Annotated in this window: 12 protein-coding genes and 2 tRNA genes; 9 read left to right on the top strand and 5 right to left on the bottom strand. The window is 55.7% G+C overall.

The features are described 5' to 3' along the window. Positions 1 to 11 precede the first annotated feature (11 nt). The gene (locus AC2FIO_RS20290) at positions 12 to 908 is read right to left on the bottom strand and encodes a hypothetical protein (protein ID WP_496699765.1); all 897 of its coding nucleotides are present in this window, start codon (positions 906 to 908) and stop codon (positions 12 to 14) included. 164 nt (positions 909 to 1,072) lie between these two features. Here AC2FIO_RS20290 and AC2FIO_RS20285 point away from each other — a divergent pair. Next, positions 1,073 to 1,148: transfer RNA gene (locus AC2FIO_RS20285), tRNA-Thr, on the top strand. Between the two features lie 319 nt (positions 1,149 to 1,467). Here AC2FIO_RS20285 and AC2FIO_RS20280 read toward each other — a convergent pair. Further along, on the bottom strand, positions 1,468 to 1,962 hold the full coding sequence (locus AC2FIO_RS20280; protein WP_496699764.1) for a hypothetical protein: 495 nt from the start codon (positions 1,960 to 1,962) through the stop codon (positions 1,468 to 1,470). Positions 1,963 to 2,186: 224 nt separating this feature from the next. Between AC2FIO_RS20280 and AC2FIO_RS20275 the strand changes: the two genes are divergently transcribed. Beyond that, positions 2,187 to 2,272 (top strand) — tRNA-Leu (locus AC2FIO_RS20275). Positions 2,273 to 2,280: 8 nt separating this feature from the next. Here the strand turns inward: AC2FIO_RS20275 and AC2FIO_RS20270 are convergent. Both AC2FIO_RS20270 and AC2FIO_RS20265 read right to left on the bottom strand, forming a co-directional pair. Next, complete coding sequence (locus AC2FIO_RS20270; RefSeq protein ID WP_058272340.1) at positions 2,281 to 2,778, bottom strand: hypothetical protein; 498 nt, start codon at positions 2,776 to 2,778, stop codon at positions 2,281 to 2,283. Then, positions 2,771 to 3,520, bottom strand: coding sequence for a helix-turn-helix transcriptional regulator (locus tag AC2FIO_RS20265; RefSeq protein WP_496699763.1), 750 nt, complete (start codon positions 3,518 to 3,520; stop codon positions 2,771 to 2,773). The genes AC2FIO_RS20270 and AC2FIO_RS20265 overlap by 8 nt, the downstream gene beginning before the upstream one ends. A gap of 601 nt (positions 3,521 to 4,121) precedes the next feature. Between AC2FIO_RS20265 and AC2FIO_RS20260 the strand changes: the two genes are divergently transcribed. The 6 genes from AC2FIO_RS20260 (at position 4,122) to AC2FIO_RS20235 (ending at position 13,257) form a co-directional block, all read left to right on the top strand. Next, on the top strand, positions 4,122 to 6,773 hold the full coding sequence (locus AC2FIO_RS20260; protein WP_496699762.1) for a hypothetical protein: 2,652 nt from the start codon (positions 4,122 to 4,124) through the stop codon (positions 6,771 to 6,773). A 128-nt stretch (positions 6,774 to 6,901) separates the two neighbouring features. Then, entirely contained in the window at positions 6,902 to 8,845 is a 1,944-nt protein-coding gene (locus tag AC2FIO_RS20255) for a type I secretion protein (RefSeq protein WP_496699761.1), read from the top strand. A 251-nt stretch (positions 8,846 to 9,096) separates the two neighbouring features. Continuing rightward, complete coding sequence (locus AC2FIO_RS20250; RefSeq protein ID WP_496699760.1) at positions 9,097 to 11,175, top strand: type I secretion system permease/ATPase; 2,079 nt, start codon at positions 9,097 to 9,099, stop codon at positions 11,173 to 11,175. Next, positions 11,172 to 12,524, top strand: a complete 1,353-nt coding sequence (locus AC2FIO_RS20245; RefSeq protein ID WP_496699759.1) for an HlyD family type I secretion periplasmic adaptor subunit — start codon at positions 11,172 to 11,174, stop codon at positions 12,522 to 12,524. The genes AC2FIO_RS20250 and AC2FIO_RS20245 overlap by 4 nt, the downstream gene beginning before the upstream one ends. A 72-nt stretch (positions 12,525 to 12,596) precedes the next feature. Next, positions 12,597 to 12,968 (top strand): rhodanese-like domain-containing protein, encoded by a 372-nt coding sequence (locus AC2FIO_RS20240; protein ID WP_496699758.1) that lies wholly within the window; start codon positions 12,597 to 12,599, stop codon positions 12,966 to 12,968. Positions 12,969 to 13,068: 100 nt separating this feature from the next. Then, positions 13,069 to 13,257 carry a hypothetical protein gene (locus tag AC2FIO_RS20235; RefSeq protein WP_058272333.1) on the top strand — a complete coding sequence of 63 codons (189 nt, stop codon included), beginning with the start codon at positions 13,069 to 13,071 and terminating at the stop codon, positions 13,255 to 13,257. Here the strand turns inward: AC2FIO_RS20235 and AC2FIO_RS20230 are convergent, their stop codons facing one another. Further along, complete coding sequence (locus tag AC2FIO_RS20230; protein WP_496699757.1) at positions 13,258 to 14,016, bottom strand: alpha/beta fold hydrolase; 759 nt, start codon at positions 14,014 to 14,016, stop codon at positions 13,258 to 13,260. Between the two features lie 92 nt (positions 14,017 to 14,108). On the opposite strand from AC2FIO_RS20230, the gene AC2FIO_RS20225 reads away from it, so the two are divergent. Next, a complete protein-coding gene (locus AC2FIO_RS20225; RefSeq protein ID WP_496699756.1) occupies positions 14,109 to 14,483 on the top strand; it encodes a hypothetical protein in 375 nt (124 codons plus the stop codon). Positions 14,484 to 14,624 lie beyond the last annotated feature (141 nt).

Below are 14,624 nucleotides of genomic sequence, written 5' to 3'. Positions count from 1 at the left end.
CGGGCCTGGGGTTAGGGTTTCAGAACCTTCACCCCGGCCATCGTTTCCAACTTGGTCAGATCCTGATCGTACAGTTCGGAAAATGCGTCGATGATCTCATCGCTCCAGCCGGGCAGGTCCAGTTCTTCTTCCATTTTGTCCGGCTGAGCATGGTTTGCCAGAATGTCTGCAAGAACGTCTCGGGTCTCAGCCTGTGAAAGCGTCGAAACCTGGTCCAGAATCGCCTGGGCTTGTGACTGACCTTCTTCGGTCAGCAAAGAGATCAGCAGGTCATACTCATCTTTGATCGTAGCGTCCGCAGCAAGCCCGCCGACGCTGCGTACAACGTCCCCCCACAGCAGCGGGATGTCCTCATTGCACCACAGGGTGATCTGCACTGCGGGGGCAAAGTCGCGAACATCTTCGATCATCTCAACCCAGCTAAGGTGACTTAGATCATTGTTGCGGATCACGTCCTCGCGCGCCTGTTCCGGTAATGACATCAGGTGTTTTGGGATAAAACTACCGGGGTTCCTGAGCGCCAGATACAATTCCAACTGACAATCGCTAAAGGACTCTTCCAGAACAGATAAGCGTTTGCCCGCGGAAGGATAGAATTGCCCACCGGCAAGAACCAAGTCTTTCTCGCCAATGAATTCGGCGCTGGTGAAAATGGCGCGCTTTGCCTCTGGGTGGATAGGAAGATTGCCCCGCATACTTTCAATCTCATCCGGTAATGGAGGGCGCGTATTCAAGGCCTGAAATGCGGGTTTGAACACTTGCCGGTAACGACGAGGACCAAATAAAGTCGCACCATTTCGAGCCAGTACGTCCCCATTGGCTTGCAACGACCTGAGCAGTCGCCCCTCATCGGTAAAAGCCGCGCCTGCGTGGATTGCAACCTGCATGTTTGGTTCTTGTCCTTGCATTCCTGAACCTGCCTGTCGAGTTACAGGCTGTGCCAGGGACAGTCAAATCCACAGCCCCCACTTAAAGGTGATCGGTCGCATCACAACGAAAATCCAAAATCCCTAAGTTTGGATGAAAATTGAGGCTTGCAGTCCGTTAAAAGAGAAAGTAATCGACACCCAGCGCCCCTATAGCTCAGCTGGTAGAGCAACTGATTTGTAATCAGTAGGTCCGCGGTTCGAGTCCGTGTGGGGGCACCACTAAATCTCTATAGCTTGCCGGAACCACCGTGTGAACAGATTGAATCTGTCCCATTCGGACTGGGGCGCCGTCAGCGCGAATGCCCTAGTTTCTTGTTGGCGGTTGATACTGTGAAACAAAATTCCACTTCGAATGGCGCGACACGCTTAGCCACAGAAGTTAGCATCGATCCGTCAACCCTCGGTACTTAGGTTTTCCGGGTTCACCAAACCTCCCAAGATAACGATGGACTCGCGACATCAAAGTAAATGTATTTAGCTTTGAGTTCCTGCAGGAGCAGTTCGCCAAAAAAATGGCGACCTTATCGGCGCTTGATGTTCAGGTTAAGCCGATAGTGATGCCAAAGACGTAAAGGCTGGAGGGCTCGGTAATCTTTTGCATGAACTCAACCCAGTCCTCACTATACATCCGTTCGAATTGAACGGGATAGGCCCAAACCAGATTGTGGAACGTGAAAGTAGTTAACAAGACGCCAACTGTACTGGCGCTTGCGAACTCTTTTTGCTTGTCCCTGAGAAACATCGAAATGACCATACCCGCCATACTGGCCATCGCGATACCGATAAAATCCTGTGTGTTTACTTTGCCAGCTTCCGGCACACCTACCATTTGAAACTGAATAAAACGGGTCAGGAAAACCACCATGGAGCCAAGCACAAAAGCCCCAATGAACGCGCCTGGATAGGCGAGGCGTTTCCATATGTTATCAGTATTGGGTTTGGGATTCCTACTTGCCGTTTCTTTTGTGCGTTTATTTATCTGCGCGATACGATCATCAAAGGATTTTTGCTCAGTGCTCACGATGTAACTCAATTGCTTTTCTGCTTTGCAGCGTAGCCTAACTCCAAGTGGAGGTTAAGCAAGAGTCATGCAACCCAAGAGAAAGTGATTGATGCATCGCGGTGATGGAACGGCATGGGTAATGAAGGGGATACCCGGACGTTTTGACGCCTAAGTTTCTCAAGTGAAACGCATTGAATTCGTGATCTGTTGGCCTTACTGAGTTCCTGAGGCCCAACAGAGGCTTGGCACGCTGAGCGGGCGTGATGGAATGGTAGACATATCAGACTTAAAATCTGAAGGGCGTACGCCCGTGTGGGTTCGAGTCCCACCGCCCGCACCAGCGCATTTCTAAGCCGGGAACCCAAGATCGTTAATCAGTTTCCACAAATCCCGATTCGCCACAGAAAGCTGGTCGACCACCTTTTCGATTTCTTTCATCGCACCCTCATCAACCGTATCCTGACGGCCCAGTTTGATGTCCGTCTTCCGGTCCGCAATGCGCATCAGGATTGTCTTCGGATTGCCGCTGTCGGGATCGAAGGAATAGATGCAATGGTTGTATCTGTTCCGAATTCCCGAAAGCTTGCTGAGACGCTGCGTGTGCTTAAGGATTGGGTCACGAATGTCTGGCGGACGGCCTTCCATCTTGGCCAGCCGCTCGACCAGATCAATTCTGGCGCGGGTCGTGTTCAGCGTCAGAAAGATGATGACCGAGATATCCTTGTTGGTGCGGGTCAACCCGGCGATCAGGTGAATCAACAGGCTTTCCGTGTTGGTCCACATGTAGTTCAACTTTCCGACTAGCAGGATCAGGCGGTCAAACCGGGCTTCGAAATCGTCAGTCAACGGGCAGCTCTCGCGTTTCGTCCGGCGCAACCTCGAAATAAAACTGCGCAGCTGCGGTCCGGTTACTGACACCGATCTTGCCCGCCACATTGTGCATATGAAGTTTGACCGTGTGTTCGGTGATACCCAGGTTCGATGCGATGATCTTGTTGCTTTGACCTTTTGACACCAGTTTGAGCACCTGCTTTTCCCGGCGCGTCAGCTTTGAGTATGTCGGGTGGAGACCGCTGGGTCTTGATGTCGCTACCGGCGCGCGGTTTGACGACGTCGGTGCATGCGCCACGCAATCCGCAAGAAAACACGGCAGGTACAGCTCTTCATGTAACAGCAGGCGTAAAATAGACCGCCATACATCCGGCGCGACGTTCATCGGCAGGTATCCGATGTCGCCGAATTTGCCGCGATCCCACTTTTCGAATGCGAGCCGGGCAGCTTCTTCCTTGCGATAAGCAAAGGCCAAGCTGCCTGATCCCGCGATTTCCATATAGGTCTGCGGTCGGTTCAACAGATCGTCCAGCATCATCTGGTCGACGACGACCACCTTTCCTGCTCCAACGTCCAAGCGGCTTGGCGCAGGCAGCACGTCAATTGTTTCGATCCGGCGCGTGACCACGCCAAATTCGGTTTGAACACCATGGATCGTTTGGTCTGAATAGAAGAGTTCTTTGCCGACGAAATTGATCGAGAAGTCTTCGGGTTTAGAATTGTTTGGAATAGCACTATCCTGAAACGGAATGCCCATTATTCCCCCCTTAATTAACCCACACCGCGAAAAATGCGGCGAAATTGTAACCAGTACTCGTAGTGCAGAATTTGAAGTGATTTACTGTATAGAGCTGCACTATAGCGGAAAGTACAAGTTTCATCAACGCTGATGGCAGGTTTACAAAAAACAGTTCTAATACTTTCGGCTAGGTTACCTATACCACTTCCCGCTTAAGTAGAAGAAATCGTTGGCTTTCCTAAACTGCTGGTTTCAATCTTGTCACGCAGGCGGACAAAGCGGGCATTTTTACCAACCATAGTTTTAGAGCAATGAAAACAAGGCACTGAGCGTTCTAGTGCTTTAGGGTAGCTATGCAGTTCGCCCTCGGCCTGTAACCATGAGTCTGCTTCTATTTTGAAGTCTTAATTCCTGATGTGTCGGCGAATCGCGCATTTCCGCGAGTCATAACCGCAGACACGAAGTCGGCTAAGCCGAGAAAGGAGGGTGGGAGATACTTCACTGAACGAGACCGCACACATGCGCGTTTTGCGCCTGAGTGTTTTTCCTAGTTTCAACCGCGCCAGTAGCCGTTTTGTAGATGAATGATGGCCCGTGCGCTTTATAAGTGGAAAATAATATGTCACGTGGACGTAATCAAAATCATAATAACGTTGTAGACGTCGAAGAAATTAACACCGGCGATGTCTATGTTCCCATTTATGCCGATGTCGACGTAGAAGAAGCTGACATCGAACTTGAAAACACCGAACAGAAGACCAAAGTCGACAACGAACAGGGTCAAGGTCAGGATCAAGAGCAAGCTCAGAAGACGAAGGTCGAAAATGAGCAAGGTCAGGGTCAAGACCAGGAACAGGGCCAAGGCCAGGATCAAGGCCAGCACCAGGGTCAAGGTCAGACCAACGGTGACAATGAAAATGACAACTCAAATTGGGTTCACATCGATTTCGGCGAAGAAGGTATGCCGAGCGATGATGATGTCGTTGACATCGACGCTAACGGTTCAGAATTTGGTGATGTGATCACCGCTGGTGGCGACATTGACTATGATCCCGGCGATGATCTGAACTTGGACATCGACATGAGCGGTACGACCACTGCAATGTCGGCGATCAACAGCCAGTATGCCAACCTGAGCGATGACGATACTCTTGAAAACGCCGAAGTGAACAACGACGGTACCTTCAAGCAGATGGGCGATGCCAAAGGCGGCGACGCATCTTCTGGCGACGGCATCAGCGCAGGTGCTGATGGCGGAAACTCTGGCGATGGTGGCGAGACCACTGCGGGTGACGCTTATGGCGAAACCTACGGCGGGCACACAGCGGCCTTTGGTGGTCATAGCGGTGATGCCGACGGTGACGGCGATGGCGGCAACGGTGGTGACTCCGGTGACGCACTGAACTTCGGTCTGGGAGTCGGACATTCTGCAGCAGATGCGGATGGTGACAGCACCGGCGGTGAAGGTGGCGACGCAGACGCTGAATCGGATGCCGAAAATGAAAGCGAAACCGAAGTCGACATCGAAAGCGATGGTGGCGACGGTGGCAACGCTGGTTCGATTGGACTTGGTGTTGGACTGGGCCTCTCCGGCGCCAGCAACGACGGAGAATCGGAAGGCGGAGACAATGACTCTGAAGCCGACACTGAAGTCGATTCCGAAGCTGACAATGAATCGGAAGCCGATGACGCAAACGGCGGAAGCGGTCTGGCTGGCAACCTTGGCGGTGCTTTGAACGAAAGCGAAACCGAAGCCGAAAACGGTGACTCCACATCTGGTGGTAACATCGGTCTTGGCCTTGCGGGTGCAGGTTCGGAAGCAGATGCAGATGCTGACGGTGGTGACGCTGACGGCGGTGACGGCGACGGCGGTGACGGCGACGGCGAGGGCGGTGACGGCGGTGATGCCGACAGCGGCAACGGTGACGGCGGCAACGGCGGCGACGGTGACGGCGGCAACGGCCCAGGTGGCGACGGCGACGCTGGTGAAGTAACTGCCGGTGAAGGCGATGGCGGCGACGGCGACGGCGGCGACGGCGACGAAGGCGGCGACGGTGACGGCGGCGACGGTGACGGCGGCGACGGTACTGGAGGAACATCCGGTCAAGTCGACGGTGCGCTTGCAGCTCTGAACCAGCAAAACGGCCTGATTGGTCAGAACAATGGCGCAGCTGGCGCAAGCAACGGCGGTGGTGACACCAACGGTGGCAACCCTGGTGTTGGTGGTGCTGGTGACGGCGGCAACGGCCCTGGTGGTGATGGCGGCGACGGCGACGGTGGTGACGGTGCTACTGGCGTTGGCGGCGATGCCCATGGTGGCAACGGCCCAGGCGGTACGGGTACTGGTGGTACTGGTGTCGGCGGTGCCGGTGCTACAGGTGTCGGCGGTGCAGCTGACGGCGGCAACGGCGACGGTGGCGACGGCACAGGCGCAGCTGGTGTCGGTGGTGCCGGAGGCGATGCTGGTGCAGACGGCGGTGAAGCTGACTCGCAAGCCGATGCTCAGGGCGTAGGTGATCAGGACGCCAAAGGTCCGGTCGTTACGCAATCGCCAGGCGACGCCAACGGTGAAGCCGACAACAACCAGAGTGCGGAAAACAATGCCGGTGACGGTGGAACCAACGATGTCGATGGTTGGGCACAGTCCAATGGTACCGGTACTGCGACCGCTGACGGTGTCGGTGGCGGCGGCGGTGCTGTCCAGCAGGACGCGATGTCCTCGGGCACTGGTGCCGGTTCTGCAGATGCGGTGAACACTGCCGGCGACGGTGGAATGTCCGACGTCTTCTCGGAGGCTGACACTGATGGTTCGGCTGACAGCATGGCAGAGGCCATTGCCGGGTATGGCGGCGACGCGATGTCCGACAACGACGCAACCTCGACCGGAATGGGCAGCGCCACTGGTGCAGCACAATCAGGTGTCGGTGGCGGCGGCGGTGCCGGTGCCGGATACGGTGGAACCTCTGGCAGTGCAGCAGGCACGGCTAACGGTGGTGAAACCTACGGTGCTGACGTCGATGGTGGCGCTGCTTCGGGTGCATACTCGGGTGCTGGCGGAACCGGCGGCAACGCTGGATCCTGGGGCACGGGCAACCAGGGCGACGGAATCGTCAACGGCGAGTCCTACGCTTCGGCAGCTGCCGTAGTCGACACATCGGCGTTCAACCAGTCGATCGTCATGGGTGCCAACGTTCTTGGCAACTCGGTCGATACGACCATGGTTGGTGGTTCGATGACCGCGACCCACAACAGCGACGACAACGACGTATAAGTCGCAGTCAGGGCCCGAATTATCGGGCCCCGACCATCTGATGAAACTGCCGAGGCCGCGACAAGTGGCCTCGGCACAACAAACCCAAAGCGGAAATTTTAGGCCGGGGCGGGGAAAAGGAAACCGATATGTCTCTCGACAGTATTACAGAAACGATTGCGCATTTTGTTGGAACCTTTCAGCTTACCATTGAACAAGCCCGCCTGCGGGAGCAGTACGAAGAATTTACCGCGCTTCGGCGCAAGAACGACTTGGACGAACTCGAAGACCCGATGTCCATCCGGGTCAAAGCAGATCTGAAACTCGATCCGGGCGACTATGATGCGCTCCCTTATATGCTTCTGCCGCCTCCTTCCGACCTACCTTTGCCGCCGATGCCCGACGGGCCGGTGGAGATGTCCGAAATGTTTTCCGGTTCGGCTTTTGGACCCGCCCCATACATTCCTGATGCTCAGTTTGGTGAAGCCCAGACAGCTACATTGATTTTGGACCCACAGGTCCCGCCGCTCATCATCGGCTCGGCCGTGACCTATAACTTCCAGACAATTGTCATGAGCGACAACGACGTGGTCGGACATGGCGATTTCCGCGATGTCGAAATCCAGATCGCACAAGGCCAGCAGATGCTGGATGTCGCTCTGTCGATGCACGCTATTGCTACGCCTTCCCTGAATATTGAAGACTACAAGTCACTGGAATACCTAGAAAGTCTCGCCGAGCAGATGCAGTCGCCGATGATTTCGCAAATCGAAGGCGTGACCATTCATCAGTTCCACGGTGAAGACGCGCTGGGTGTTATCGTGAATGGCGAAGTGGTCGAGGAAATCCCGGATTGGAACGATCTTCTTCCGGCACATCATCAGACTGAAGAAGACGAGGACGAAAATGATGCGCCGGACATGTTGCCGGCCGAATGGGACCGCTCGGATGACGACGAGTTCGGCGAGGGCCATACGGTCATTGCGGGCGGAAACCTTGCGGTCAACGAGGTTGCCATCACAGTAGCCTGGGTCGACGCGCCGGTCATCGCAGTGGGTGGTAAGTCCGTTAGCTTAACGGTTGTCAGCCAGGTGGCAGTCGTGTCCGACATCGACCAGGGTGAACCCGGTGTGCAAAGCGACACGAATGTAGTTCAGGCCTCATACATCGGGACCGAAGCCAACGAACAGTGGTGGCAAGACGACGATGCTGCAGAACCAGGTGCGGATCCGATCGTCTCGGTCACGTGGATACAAGGAGACTTGTGGGTCACGAACTTTATCAAGCAGGTGATTGACGCCACCGATATCGACAAGATCAGCACGGAAATCTCAGCTTCGACCAGCTTGTTCACGTTGGGCGACAACGTTTTGAGCAACGTCACAAACATCGTTCAGTTGGGTAACTTCTATGACTTGATCATGATCGGCGGGAACATGATTTCGGTCGATATGCTGCACCAGACTATCGCGTTGTTGGATGATGACGTCTATGGCAACGGTAGCAAGCCGGCAGAAGGTGACGACAATCTGGTCATGAACCAGGCGTCTCTGACAACGACGGGCGAGGACACGGTTGAAGAGCTGGACATGGCCCATGCCGAAGCCATGCCGCTGCAGCAGGTTGATCGCGAGGCGTTTGAAGACGCGCTAACATCCAATCCCGATTATGCCGGAATGGAATTGATCCGCGTACTGAAGATCGAAGGCGATCTGGTGCAGATCAATTCGGTCGAACAGGTCACATTGTTGCAAGATCAGGACGATCTTTCGGTTGATGCTGCCGCTGCCGTCGATGCGGTGGTCAACGGGGCTGGCAATGCCCTGTTAAATGCAGCCAACGTTACCAAAGTCGGTGTCGACTCAACGGTTATGGCGGCGGGCGGCGAGTATTCGGAACTGCTGTTGCACCAGGCCTCGTTGCTTGACATACCCGAAGTGCCAGACGCTTCTGAGTTGGCCAATGAAGCCATTGCTGTGCTTATGGAAGAGACTGCAGCGATTGGCGAAAACGCTATCGGACAGGCACAATCGAACCTTACGCCATCTGAAATTGCCAGCACCGATGATGCGATGCAAACCATGTTGGCGTGAATTTTCTACCCGTTTAAGTCAAACCGTGTTAGCGTAAAGACTGTATTTTTTGCGAGTGCTCCGAAAGTTTTAAAATGTCGATTGTTTTTTCGTCGCGTCGTTCTCCTGATGCCAGCCCGCTTGATATTGAGGGCGTTGGTACTCCCGCGCAGCCAAATGGCAGCGATGGACCCCAACCAAAAACAGCTGAGGCGCAAAGTTTGCGCCTGAACAAAGAAATGCGTGTGCCAGATCCAAAGGACAGTCCAAAGATGACTGCGAAAAAGGATGATGCGGTCGCCGCAAAAGCTGTGAAGCCCAAAAAGCAGGCGACCAAACCCAGATCGGAACCACCAATTCGTGCTGCGGCTTCCCCCCGGCGCGAACAGTCGCAGCCCGCTCAAGATCAGAATGCCCAGGGCCGCGACGCTGGGGTGGCCGAAGAAGCCCAAAGCCCCGATCCTGACACTGCCACGGAAACGACAGCGCGGGTGACCCCCCAAACGCGCTCGAAGGGCGGTGAACACATAGGTGCCACTATCGAGGCTAAGGCGAACGAGCCGATGCAACTCCGAAAAACGGGCGGAGGTGACGGCAATGGGCCACCCCAGACATTTCACAAACGCACGCCGCCAGAGGATTTCCAAAATACGCTGCGCGTCTCTTTAAAGGCGATCTGGCGCAATCTCGCATTTGTTCTGGTTCTGACCTGCGCAACCAACATTCTAATCCTTGCCATCCCGATTTACCTGTTTCAAATCAGCGACCGGGTGCTGACCAGCCGGTCTTTGGATACGCTGATCATGCTGACCGCAATTGTTGCGGGGGCAGTGATCTTTCAGGCGGCCTTCGACGCGGTGCGCCGTTTTATTCTCATGCGTACAGCGGTCGAGGTGGCCGCACGGTTAGGCGCGCCCGTTCTGAGTGCAGCGGCACATGCGTCGCTGCACGGCAACGGGCGCGAATACCAGACGCTGGGTGATCTTCAGCAGGTGCGCGGCTTCCTGGTGTCAGGGACGTTGATTTCGTTCCTTGATGTACCTTTTGCGCCGCTGTTCATTCTGATGATTTTCCTGGTCCATCCGCAGCTTGGATCAATCGTCATCGTCACCGCGCTGTTGCTGATGATTATCGCGATAGTTAACCAGAAAATGACCGCCAAGCCCTTTGCCGAGGCGAACAGATCCCAGTCGATGGCGAACCTGCACCTCGACTCGATGGCGCGTAACAGCCAGATCATCAACGCTCTGGCGATGATTCCCGAGGCGGTACGCATCTGGGGCCGCGACACGGCTCAGTCCCTGACGTGGCAAGTGCGGGCGCAGGACCGGAACGTGATTTTCGCGGCCATCTCTCGTGCGGTGCGCCTGCTGACGCAGATCGCCATTCTGGGCTGGGGCGCCTATCTGGCGCTGCAGGGCGAGATGACGGGTGGCATGGTCATCGCCGCTTCGATCATCGCAGGGCGCGCATTTGCACCTATCGAAGGATCAATTGAAGGCTGGAATTCTTTCCTGCTGACGCGCGCAGCCTTTGGGCGCATTAAAAACCTTCTGTCCAATTCAGCGCTGCAGTTTGAAAAGCTGCGCCTGCCGCGTCCGGAAGGGCGGATGGATGTGGAGCGCTTGCTTTATGTTCCAGGTGGCACCAAACGTGTCGTCCTGAACGGTATCAGCTTTTCGCTGAATCCCGGTGAAACACTTGCCGTTATCGGCAATTCCGGCGCCGGCAAGACCACGTTGGGTAAAACGCTGGTTGGGTCGATCCTGCCGACATCCGGCAGTGTGCGTCTTGATCTGATGGACATCCGCAACTGGGACCCGCGTCAGTTTGGCGAGAGCATCGGGTATCTGCCGCAGGACGTTCAACTGTTCCCCGGTACGATCAAGGACAATATCGGCCGGATGCGTGCCGATGCGACAGATGAACAAATCCACGACGCGGCTGTTCTGGCTGATGTGCACAACATGATCGCCACTTTGCCGCAAGGGTATGAAACAGTAGTTGCGGCTGATGGCTCTCCGCTGTCGGGCGGGCAAAAGCAGCGTATCGCACTGGCGCGCGCTTTCTTTGGCAATCCGCGCATGGTGGTTCTGGACGAACCGAACTCGAACCTGGATGTTGCCGGTGACCAGGCGCTGTCGCGGGCGATTGCGCAGGCCAAGGAAAGCAAGATCACCGTCGTGGTGATCACGCAGAAACCGACGCTGCTTAGTGTTGTCGACAAGATCATGCTGCTGACCGATGGTCGCGTGGCGCTGTTTGGTCACCGTGAGCAGGTGCTGCAACAGCTGAACTCCTCGCGTGGGAACAGACCCGGCATTCAGTCGCAGCAGGGGGGACCGGCATGAACGAACTTGTACCCGTAAACAACGATCCCAAGGACCCAACCGTTTGGTATGCCGAGGTTCCGCGCACAATCCACCGCTTTGTTGTAATCGGTATCGTTTTGCTGGTTGTCTGCTTTGGCGGGTTTGGCATCTGGTCTTTCCGTGCGCCACTGGCTGCGGCGGTGATCGCGCAAGGCAGTTTTGTGGCGACAGGGCAGAACAAGATCGTACAGCACCTTGAAGGGGGGATTATCGACGATATCAAGGTCATCGAAGGTCAGTCCGTTATCAAGGGGCAGGTTCTTATGACCCTTGACCAGACCTCGGCCGAGTCAAATGAACGCGAACTGTTCATCCGCATGACTCGTCTGCAAGCTATGACCGAACGCTTGTCGGCTGAAAATAATGAGCGTGATCGGCTGGAGTTTTCGCCGGAATTGATAGAGGCGTCTGACGATGTCGAGGTTATGGCTATCCTCGACGGGCAAAAGATCAGCTTTGATGTCTCTCGTAAGACATTGCTGAACGATATCGCTTTGCTGCAACGCAACATGGAAGCGTTGAAAATTCGTTCAAGCGGGTTTGAGGCGCAGTTGGAAAGCATGGTCCGGCGTTCGGAAATCCTGCAGGAAGAGTTTGAAACCAAACAGGCCTTGTTCGAAAAGGGGCTGGTGCGTAAGGGCGACATCAACACGATCCGTCGCGTGCAGGCCGAGGCCGAGGGCCAACAGGCGCGGTTGACGGCTGAAACGGCCGAAATCAACCAGATGATTCTGAAATACGAAGAACAGATATCTCGCACACGTTCCGCCTATCGCGAGGCCGCTCTGGACGAATTGGGCGTGATTGCCGCTGATTTGGAAAGCGTCCGCGAAAAGTCCCGGCAGGCCCGTAGCATTCTGGACCGTGCGGTTGTTCGCGCTCCGGTCACAGGTACGGTGGTGCGATTGCATTATCACACTGCTGGTGGCGTTATCGAAACGGGTGAACCCATTGCGGAAATCCTGCCTTCGGATGCGCCCCTGATCATTGAGGCGCAGATTCCTCGGACGGAAATCGACAGTGTCGTGACCGGTCAGCTGGCGACGGTCCGACTGGTCGGACTTAACCAGCGAACCACTCCTGTGCTAAGCGGCGAGGTTTACTATGTTTCGGCGGACGCGTTGATGGAAGACTCTGCAGGTGTTCCACAAGAGGTCTATCTGGCACGTATCTCGCTGGAACCGGACGAGATCGACCGTGTACGTGGGTTCATTCCCACACCCGGTATGCCCGCTGAGATCATGATTCAGACGGAGGAACGCACCTTTGCGGCCTATATCGCAAAGCCTGTGACCGACAGCATGTCTCGCGCCTTCCGCGAACATTGATCGCCTTATCGGCCTGCTCTTTCCCAGTTTACCGTGTTAGCCTCTGATGAGATTCACCAGAGGGGACGCTTTATGCCATTGACTGTAGGCCAGATGATGGAGGCAGCAAACGCTGCCGTTGAACGGATTGACACAATCAAAGCAAAGGAACTGATCGGGCAGGGTGCTTTGTTGCTGGACGTGCGCGACGCGGTAGAGCTGCAGCAAACCGGCCGTGCGCAAGGCGCGCATCATATCCCGCGCGGTATGCTGGAATTCCGCGCTGACGACACCCTGAAATCTCATGACCCCGAGCTGCGCAAAAACCGCGCAATCGTGCTGTATTGCGCGGCTGGTGGTCGTGCGGCACTGGCGGGCAAGCTGTTGAAAGATATGGGGTATGAAAACGTCTATAACGTCGGCGGGTTGCCGGACTGGGTCAATGGCGGCGGCGAGGTGGCCTGATTTCTGACCTCTGTCCGTTGAAATCTGACGCAGATCAAGGCGTATAGCATACCAGTTGTCTAAAGCGATATTCGGGCTTCTGACAAAAGGACAACTGACGATGCTACGCCTTGCCTCTATCCTTTATACTTTGATCGCAACCGCTCTGGCCGGGTCGGGCGTTATTGCCGTCCTGTCTGCGGGATTGGTGTCTACGGTTGCAATCGTTTCAGCAGCTGCGGCTGGCTGTGTGGCTGCCTTGCCGGTGTCCTGGTTAGTGGCGAAGAAACTGTACCAGAACGCAGCCTGATCAGGCGTTCAGGTAGGTCCTGACCGCGGCTTCAAACTCACGAGGTTTCTCGGCGTGCAGCCAATGGCCTGCGCCGGGGATTTTCGCAAATCGTGCGGCGGGAAAATGCGCGCGGATGGTGCTGCGATGTTCGGGCAGGACGTAATCGGAATCGCCGCCGGACAAAAACAGGGCCGGGCCGTCCCAGGATGCATCAGTTTCCGGAAAGCCCATGATTTTGGGCATCTCAGCCGCCAGCGTGTCGAGGTTCAGAAGCCAACGCTTCCCCTTGACGTCCAGAGATTGCGTGAAAAAGCTCTGCAAAGCTTTTTCGACGCCCTGCGCGGCCAACTGTCCCTCGGCGTCCGAGCGTCTTTCAATCGTTGAAAAATCCACGGCTCGCATGGCTTCTATGAATTGGATTTGGCTGTGCGTATAAGTAACGGGCGCAATGTCCGCCACAATCAGCTTGCGCACCAAATCTCCGCGACTCAGCGCCAGCATCATCGCGGCCTTACCACCCATCGAATGCCCGACAACATCCGCTTTGCCGCCAAGGTGCAGGATCACCTCGGCCAGATCTTCGGCCAAATCGGGATAACCGTGCTGATCGGTCCATGCGCTGTAGGCGTGGTTTCGCATATCGACTGCAACGACCTGCCTTTCGTCACATAGTCGGCGCGCAATAACCCCCCAGTTTCGGGCTGATCCATACAGCCCATGCGCGATCAGCAGAGGAGGGTTCGAGGTCGGTTCACCGTGAATGATCGTGTTCAGCATTCTGGTTTGATACCTGCGTGCGTTTGAAACGACCAGCCCCCATTGTCGCCCCTGTGGGGTGAGGTTAGATTGCGCAGGCAGGAGGCCACGTCATGTCGCAAACCACAGATATCCAAAGCCAGATCGCGCAGACGGTACAATTGCTGCGTGAAAAGCTGGGTGTAAAGGACCAGACGCTGACGGCTTCTGTCCGCAAGGCCAAGCGCCGATTGCCGCGCCGCGTATACAAGCAGGCCATGATGCTGGCCGGTGCGGAGCAGATGGCCTCGCACCCTAAACTGCGGTTGGTGCTGGACACTCAGAAATTGGCCAAGGCATCGGAAGAGGTTCAGACCCATCTGAGCGGTATAAACCTGGCCGATCGCCGCTGGGGCTGGTTTCTGAACTTTCTGGGGGCTCTTGCTTTGGGATTTCTGGCGCTGGCGGCTTTGGCCGTGTTTGTTCTGCGCTGGCGCGGTTACATCTGACTGCATTTCCAACAAAAAAACGGCGCCCATCGGACGCCGTTCTGATTTGTGATCCCTGTGTGGATTACAGGTTTGGATAGATCGGGAATTTAGCGCAAAGCTCTGCAACCTCGGCTTTGACCTTGGCTTCAACCGCGCCAT

The organism is Ruegeria sp. CDSB086 (assembly GCF_059611065.1).
Note: the sequence above shows the minus strand (reverse complement) of the source record. Positions and strands in the feature narration are given on the sequence as shown.

Coding starts and splice junctions, on each gene's coding strand:
- AC2FIO_RS20290 (WP_496699765.1), bottom strand. CDS start 908: ATGCAAGGACAAGAACCAAACATGCAGGTTGCAATCCACGCAGGCGCG.
- AC2FIO_RS20265 (WP_496699763.1), bottom strand. CDS start 3,520: ATGGGCATTCCGTTTCAGGATAGTGCTATTCCAAACAATTCTAAACCC.
- AC2FIO_RS20260 (WP_496699762.1), top strand. CDS start 4,122: ATGTCACGTGGACGTAATCAAAATCATAATAACGTTGTAGACGTCGAA.
- AC2FIO_RS20255 (WP_496699761.1), top strand. CDS start 6,902: ATGTCTCTCGACAGTATTACAGAAACGATTGCGCATTTTGTTGGAACC.
- AC2FIO_RS20250 (WP_496699760.1), top strand. CDS start 9,097: ATGACTGCGAAAAAGGATGATGCGGTCGCCGCAAAAGCTGTGAAGCCC.
- AC2FIO_RS20245 (WP_496699759.1), top strand. CDS start 11,172: ATGAACGAACTTGTACCCGTAAACAACGATCCCAAGGACCCAACCGTT.
- AC2FIO_RS20240 (WP_496699758.1), top strand. CDS start 12,597: ATGCCATTGACTGTAGGCCAGATGATGGAGGCAGCAAACGCTGCCGTT.
- AC2FIO_RS20235 (WP_058272333.1), top strand. CDS start 13,069: ATGCTACGCCTTGCCTCTATCCTTTATACTTTGATCGCAACCGCTCTG.
- AC2FIO_RS20230 (WP_496699757.1), bottom strand. CDS start 14,016: ATGCTGAACACGATCATTCACGGTGAACCGACCTCGAACCCTCCTCTG.
- AC2FIO_RS20225 (WP_496699756.1), top strand. CDS start 14,109: ATGTCGCAAACCACAGATATCCAAAGCCAGATCGCGCAGACGGTACAA.